General features: G+C 61.0%; 5 protein-coding genes and 1 pseudogene. 2 read left to right on the top strand and 4 right to left on the bottom strand.

Annotated elements, in window-relative coordinates:
- Positions 1 to 153 precede the first annotated feature (153 nt).
- The 4 genes from recQ to HMPREF0178_RS22815 form a co-directional block, all read right to left on the bottom strand.
- Positions 154 to 1,989, bottom strand: coding sequence for a DNA helicase RecQ (gene recQ, locus HMPREF0178_RS12345; protein ID WP_232281269.1), 1,836 nt, complete (start codon positions 1,987 to 1,989; stop codon positions 154 to 156).
- Positions 1,990 to 2,073: 84 nt separating this feature from the next.
- Entirely contained in the window at positions 2,074 to 2,835 is a 762-nt protein-coding gene (locus tag HMPREF0178_RS12350) for an HAD family hydrolase (RefSeq protein ID WP_009368373.1), read from the bottom strand.
- A gap of 291 nt (positions 2,836 to 3,126) precedes the next feature.
- Positions 3,127 to 3,531 (bottom strand): LysR substrate-binding domain-containing protein, encoded by a 405-nt coding sequence (locus HMPREF0178_RS22810; RefSeq protein ID WP_009368374.1) that lies wholly within the window; start codon positions 3,529 to 3,531, stop codon positions 3,127 to 3,129.
- Entirely contained in the window at positions 3,518 to 4,072 is a 555-nt protein-coding gene (locus HMPREF0178_RS22815) for a LysR family transcriptional regulator (protein ID WP_009368375.1), read from the bottom strand. The genes HMPREF0178_RS22810 and HMPREF0178_RS22815 overlap by 14 nt, the downstream gene beginning before the upstream one ends.
- A 274-nt stretch (positions 4,073 to 4,346) precedes the next feature.
- Between HMPREF0178_RS22815 and HMPREF0178_RS12360 the strand changes: the two genes are divergently transcribed.
- Complete coding sequence (locus HMPREF0178_RS12360; protein WP_009368376.1) at positions 4,347 to 6,275, top strand: FAD-dependent oxidoreductase; 1,929 nt, start codon at positions 4,347 to 4,349, stop codon at positions 6,273 to 6,275.
- Between the two features lie 467 nt (positions 6,276 to 6,742).
- Positions 6,743 to 7,421 (top strand): annotated as a pseudogene (locus HMPREF0178_RS12365) (TRAP transporter large permease subunit); the annotation flags it as partial.

A 7,421-nucleotide genomic window follows, 5' to 3' on the forward strand; every position in this document is an offset into this window, starting at 1 on the left:
GAGAGAGAGAGAGAGTTAGAAGCAACGCGGGTATAGCGGAGAAAAAAACGAACGCGCACCGGAAAGCCCCCTTCCTGCCGTCGCAAAACGCTTCCGTGGAAGCGTTTTGCCTCAGCCTTCGGTATATCCAGAACAGATAGGCTTCGAAATGGTCTAGTTTTCAGAAATGTACCGTGCGATCACGGCAAGGAAGGCGTCGCCGTATTGCGCCAGCTTCCTTTCCCCGACCCCGGCGATGCCGAGCATGGCCTCGCGGCTGGCCGGCTTTCCCGCCGCCATTTCCCGCAGGGCGCGGTCATGGAACACCACATAGGGCGGCACCTGCGCGGCTTCCGCCAGCCTGCGGCGTTCCGCGCGCAAGAGCTGGAACAGCGTATCGTCCACATCCATGTCCTGTGACGTTCCGTCGCGCTCCGCCCGGTTTCGGCGGGCACGCGTTTCCACGATCCGCAGGGCACGGAACGGAGCGCCCCGCAACGTCTCCCATCCGGTTTCGGTAACGCGCAGATATGGATATTCTTCACCTTCTATGGCAGCCAGCCCCTGACGGGTCAGGGCATCGATCAGATACTTCCAGAAACGGCGTGTCCGATCCTTGCCCACGCCATAGGTGGGCAGATGCTGAAAGCCGGTTTCCCGGATGCGGCGGTTATCCGCACCCATCAGGATGTCCATGATAAGCACCCGCCCGAAGCGGCACCCGCTCCGCACCATTGCGGAGAGCGCTTTCTGCGCCTCAATGGTGTAATCTTCCTCCTGTATCTCCCCGGTGCATACGTCGCATCCGCCGCAATTGGGCTCCTCGAAGGCTTCCCCGAAATACGACAGCAACGCCTTGCGGCGGCACTGGTTGCGTTCCGCATACTCCAGCATGGCGTAGGCGTGCTTTTCCGCAATACTCCTCTGCTCTTCGTCCTCCGTCTGACGCGCGAAATAGAGCAGTTGCGCCATATCCGCCGCACTGTAAAGCAACAGACAGTGCGCGGGATCGCCATCACGTCCGGCCCGGCCCGTTTCCTGATAATAGCCCTCCACGTTTTTCGGCAAATCAAGGTGTGCCACAAAGCGCACGTCGGGCTTGTCGATGCCCATGCCGAAAGCCACCGTCGCCACCACAACGGGACATTCATCCCGCCGGAAGGCCTCCTGCACGCGCATACGCTCCGCATCGGGCAAGCCTGCATGGTAGGCTTCGGCCTTCACGCCTTTTTTCTGAAGGAATGCGGCGGTCTCTTCGACTTTTCGGCGCGTGGACCGGTAGACGATGCCCGATTCCCCCGCATGGCCGCCGAGAAACGAAAGCAGCTGGGCATGAGGTTCCTCTTTGGGCAGGACATGATAGAACAGGTTCGGACGGTCGAACGAAGCCCGGATCAGCCGGGGCTCCCGCAGGCCGAGCCGGAAAAGGATGTCGCGCTCCACCTCGGGCGTAGCCGTAGCCGTGAACGCCGCCACCGGGCATTGGGGGAACCGCTCGACAAGCCCGGAAAGCGCCAGATAATCCGGGCGGAAATCATGTCCCCATTGGGAAATGCAGTGCGCCTCGTCGACGGCGAAGAAAGAAACGGGCCACGAGGCCAGCGCTTCCCAGAAGCCGGGCGCGCTCAGGCGTTCGGGCGAAATGTACAGCAAGTCCAGTTCACCGGAGGCCAGCGCCTCCCGCACGGCCCTGTGCTCGCCGGGGGACAACGAACTGTTGAGTGCGGCGGCCCGCAGCCCGTTGGCGCAGGCGGCATCCACCTGATCCTTCATCAGCGAAATCAGCGGGCTGATCACCACGCACACGCCATCCATCAAGTGTGATGGCAGCTGAAAACACAGGCTTTTCCCGCCGCCCGTGGGCATGATGGAGAGCGAATCATGTCCGCCGAGAATCCCCTTTACGATCTCAATCTGATGAGGGCGGAACGCCGTATAGCCGAACACCCGGGCCAGCGCCCCGTGCAGTTCGGCATCGCTCCATCTTCCTGCCCCGCCCTGTTCCATCATGCCTCTCCTTGCGATCATCACAAAAAATTTCCATCAATCTTTCATAATAAAGAAAACGTGTCGGGCAGGCTCCCCCGATCCACCCTACACCCGTTCCCTCAACATCTGGCCGACGCTCAAAAATACAGAGGACGCGGCGTCCCGAACCTCCGGCGCGGCATTGGCCACGGCATGGCCGTTGAAATGGCGGATCATGGGAAGGTCGTTCATATCGTCGCCGATGACGAGCACTTCCTTGGCTTCGCCCCAGCGCCGCAACTCGAGCAGGTGAGTCATGCCCGCGGCCTTGCTCACGTCCGGGGCGGTGATGTCGATACAGATATTGCTGAAATGCACGCCCGCATTCTCGCCGCAACCTTCCGTAAAAGCTTCTGACCACGCCACCGATTCCCCGGGCTCGGCGTAGGCGAGGCTGATCTGATGCAGGCCGGGCATATGCAGGGCCTCAACGGGAGAAAGCCGGGGGAGCACATGCTCTTTAAGGATCCAATAGTCCGTCTTGCCCGCATGGGTGAAAATGGCAGTTCCCGCGAAGAACGCGCACTGTGCGCTTGCCCGCATACCCGGATGATCCATGATTTCAGCACGCACCGGCTCGGGCAGAACCGCACAATACACGTCCTGCGCCTGCTCGTCGCAGATCATCGCGCCGTTATTGCAGATCAAAAAGTCGTAAGGGATGCTGAACCGCTTTACGTCGCGCAGGAGCGTGTTCCGGCCTCGGCCCGTCACGATCCCGAAAGCGTTCCCCGAACGCCTCCAGTCCGCTATGGCCTCAAGGTCCGCTTCGCTCACCACACCGTCGCGGAACAGGGTTCCGTCAAAATCGCAGGCCGCTATCTTCATGCCGCTTCCTCCTCGTCTACCTCTATAGCCGAACCCCATCCCGCGCAACCCCAGGGGCTCCGCCCCTAAAACCCCGGCAGAGGCGCTGCCTCTGCACTCCGCAAGGGGCGAGCCGTCCCTTGACCCGGCGGCGCATTTGCTTCGGCGGCAAGCCGCCGAAGCAAATGCTTGGTGGGGAAATGAAGGTTACGGGGATATCCCTATTTTGTACGGCGCAAAGGAACTTTTTCAAAACTACACCGGAACGAACTCCCTCCTCCCCCGGTATGTCGCGCTACTGCTCTCCCCCTCCTAAAGAACCACATTGCCATATGGCTTCGAGTGGCGGGCCTTTTCCAGAATCCAGTCATGGAACAGCCGAACTTTGGGCCGCTGAATGCCCTTATGCGTGGACACCACATAATAGGTCTGCGGAGCGGGGAAAACCAAGTTGAAGGGCACGATGAGTTCCTTCTTCTGCAGGGCTTCCCTGACCAGCCACTCGCGGCCGAGCGCGACGCCGAGCCCTTGCTTCGCCGCTATCGCGGTCAATTCGGCACGATCGAAACTGTAGCCCGACTGGAGCGGCAGCCCCGTGATCCCCGCCCAGTTCGCCCATATCTCCCATCCCGCGTAGAACGGCGTGTTTGCGGCCTCCGGGTGCTCGTGGATCAGCTCACAATTGCGCAGGGCCTCGGGATTCTCAATCAGGATCATGCTCCCGCGCATAATGCTGAGAGCATACGGGCAGCAGGTTGTCCCGCAGAAGCGGCGTCGCGTGCAGCCCGTCGGTAATCGAGTCGCCGCAATAGATCGCCACATCCGCGTTGTTCTCTTCGTTCTCATAACTGATGAGGTCGTTGCCGCTGCGTATGTGCAGGGAAATGTTGGGATGCTCACGCTGAAATTCCGACAGCAACGGCAACAGCCAGCAACCAGCGATGGAAGGCGCGCAGGCAATGACGAGATCCCCCTGCAGCTCCGCCTCCTGAATATTTCTGATAGCTTCGTGGATCTGCTTGAGGCTGGCGTCCAACGTGCCGTACAGCGTCTTCCCTTCCTCGGTCAGGATGATCTTGCGCGTCAGGCGATGAAAAAGCGGAAAACCCAGTTCCTGCTCAAGGCAACGTATTCTATGGCTTACCGCACTCTGGGTGATGCACAGCTCCTCAGCCGCCTTCGTAAAGCTCATGTGTTTGGCTACGGCCGTAAACGAGTACAGGAATTGCCCGGACACTTGGAGTTTATTCTGGTTCATGCATTCATCTCATGAATGGGCGGATAAAGATTTTGCGTTTGATAGAATTATCACATTCTTCTATACCGTAATCATAAGTTCAGCAGAATCCATAGATAACCAACTTTTTTCAAGTCTCATCCTATCCTTCAAGCCAATCTTTGGCAAACAAGCTTTCCCGCTTCGGAACAAATTGCCTCATAGAAAAACCGTTCGCGTTATAGATGAAAAGACATATGGCCTTTCCTTCATAAACTTGTCGCGGGCCCCGCCCGGCTATGGAGAGTGCAGCAGTATGACCAGTTCCGTTCTTTTCAACCCCGTTCGGATCAACAGGATGACGCTGAAAAACCGCATCATCATGCCCGCAATGGCTTCTTACCATGCGGCCGTCAACGGCGAGGCCACCGAAAAGCTCCTCCGGTACCATGAGGAGCGCGCCAAGGGCGGCGTAGGCATGAATATCGTCGAAGCCACCTATGTGGCCCGCAGCGGCAACAGCTTCGATCTCGGTCTCGGCATTTCCGACGACTTCATGATCAAGGGCCTCTCCAAGCTCACCGAAGCCGTGCATCGCCACGACGGGAAGATCGCCATTCAGCTCCAGCACGGCGGACGCTTTGGCAATCCGCCCACCTCCGGCTGTCCGCGCCTGCTCGTTTCCATGATTCCGGGCCTCGCCCCCACCGAAAATGCCCGCGTCATGGACGCCGACGACATCGAAGGTATGGTCGGGGCGTATGTGCAGGCCGCCCGCCGCGCCGTGGAAGCCGGGTTCGACGCCGTGGAAATCCACGGGGCGCACGGCTACCTCATCAACCAGTTCATGTCTCCTCTCACCAACCGCCGCGAGGACGCCTACGGCGGCAGCTTTGAAAACCGGATGCGCTTCCCCCTCGAAGTCCTGCGCGCCGTCAGAAAGCAGGTCGGTCCCGGCTTCCCCATCCTTTTCCGCTACAGCATGGAAGAATTCATGCCCGGCGGCATCGATATGGAACAGGCCGTCCGCATCGCCAGGGTCATGGCCGACAACGGCGTGGACATGCTGAACGTCTCCATCGGCATCGGTGAGTCCGTGGAATACATCATTCCCCCCGCCAGCGTGCCGGACGGCTGGAACGCCGATCGCGCCGCCGCGATCAAGCGGGCCGTCGGCTCCCGCATCCCCGTCGCCGTGGTGGGCCGGATCTGCAATCGCAAGACCGCCGAAGGCATCATCGCTTCCGGCAAGGCGGATCTGGTGGCCATGGGCCGGGCCCTGCTCGCCGATCCCTTCCTGCCCGCCAAGCTCGCGGAAGGCCGCGACGACGAGATCCTGACCTGCATCGGCTGCAACGAAGGCTGCACCGGGATGCTCAACGAGTGCCGCCCCATCTCCTGCGCCCTGAACCCGCGCACCGGATATGAGGATGATTACCCCATGACGCAGGCTGACGCGCCGAAGACCGTCGTTGTCATCGGCGGCGGCCCCGCCGGGTGTGAAGCCGCCCTCACCGCCGCACAGCGCGGGCACAAGGTCGTACTTTTCGAGGCGTCCCCCTCGCTCGGCGGCCTCGCCAACATCGCCGCCCTGCCTCCCGGCAAGGGTGTGTTCGCCACCCTCGGCGCATATTTCTCCGCCATGCTTCCTCGCGCCGGGGTCGATGTCCGCCTGAATACGAAGGCCGACGCTGACGCCGTCCGCACCCTGAATCCCGATCACGTCATCGTGGCAACCGGCGGAGCTCCCATCGTGCCCCGCTTCTGCGCCGACGCCCCGGTCGTCCTTGCACAGGACATCCTCACAGGGACAGCGCAGGCCGGTTCCCGCGCGCTGGTCATCGGCGGCGGCCTCGTGGGTAGCGAAACGGCCGAGTTCCTCGCAGAAAAAGGCTGCGAAGTCACTATCGTGGAACTGCGCGACGGCATCGCCCTCGACATGGAATACAAGACCCGGCAGATGCTGATGCCGAAACTCGCGGCCCTCGGCGTCGTCTGCCTGACCGAGACCGAGGTGCTCGAAATCGGCTGCAACGGCAACGTCAAGGTGAAAACCCCCTATCTGGAAAAAGAACTCTCCGGCTTCGACACGGTGGTCGTTGCGCTCGGCTACCGCCCGGACACCGCCCTCTGCGCGGATCTCGCCGCCGCGGGCATCGATTTCGTCCGGGTAGGGGACTGCAAGAAGGTCGGCAAGATCATCAACGGGGTTTGGGAAGCCTTCCAGATCGCCTACCGGATCTGAGCCGGGGCACCGTCCCGGACCCGACGGCGCGCTTGCTTCGGCGGCAACTCCCCCAAAGCAAACGCTTGGCGGAAGTAACGGTTACGGAGAACTCATTGTTTTTGACGGCGTGAAGGACTCTTTTCCAACCTTCCGCCGGAACGAACTCCCTCCAAGTCACCTCCCCACCAGTCAAAAGTCTTGGGAAGGAGAGAGGTGGGGGGTCCGGGGAGGGGGAGAGGAAAAGCCCTTCTCCAGAAGGATTTCCTCTCCCCTCCCCCGGTTCTCCCTCCCCGGCACTCCTCGCCTCCCCTTCCCCTCAACAACGCAAGGAGAAACACGGCATGTCGCTCTCCCTCGATCGCTCCCTCCTCAAGCCTGCGGCCACCGTGGTCGCCATTGTCCTGTCGCTGTTCCAGATTTATTTTACGGGCGGCTTCGGGGTGACGGACGCGCATATCCTGCGCGGGACGCACCTCACGCTCATCATGATTCTTGTCCTGCTCCTCGTACCTTCACGCAAGCTCGCGCCGGAGGAAAAGGAGGGATGGTTTCCTATCCTCATCGATCTGGCGCTGATCGCGCTGGCCGTCGCCATCAACGTGTATGTGTTTCAGGAAGCGGACAACATCGCACGCCGCCTGAAGTACGTGGAAGACGTCACCAACCTTGACCTGTTCTATGGGACGGGGCTTGTCCTGCTGGTGCTTGAGGCCACGCGCCGCACCTCTGGCTGGCCGCTCGTCATCGTGTCCGGCGGTTTCCTCGCCTATGCCATGTTCGGCGAGTACATGCCCGGCGGCCTCGCCCACAACGGCATCGAATACGACCGCCTGATCGAGCAGCTTTTCCTCCTCACGGACGGCATCTATGGCGTCCCGCTCGGTGCGGCGGCAGGCATGATCTTCGCGTTCGTCATGTTCGGGGCTTTCCTCGAAAGTTCAAAGATGAGTTCGCTGTTCATGGATCTTGCCTGTCTGCTGACGCGCAAGTCCGCGGGCGGGCCCGCCAAGGTCGCCATTTTCGCTTCGGCCCTGTTCGGGACTATTTCGGGAACGCCGCCGCCAACGTCTATGGCACCGGCACCTTCACCATCCCGCTCATGAAGAAGGTCGGCTATACGCCCCATTTCGCGGGCGCGGTTGAGGCCGTGGCCTCCACCGGCGG

Source organism: Bilophila sp. 4_1_30, assembly GCF_000224655.1.
GTDB classification, from domain to species: Bacteria; Desulfobacterota; Desulfovibrionia; order Desulfovibrionales; family Desulfovibrionaceae; genus Bilophila; species Bilophila wadsworthia.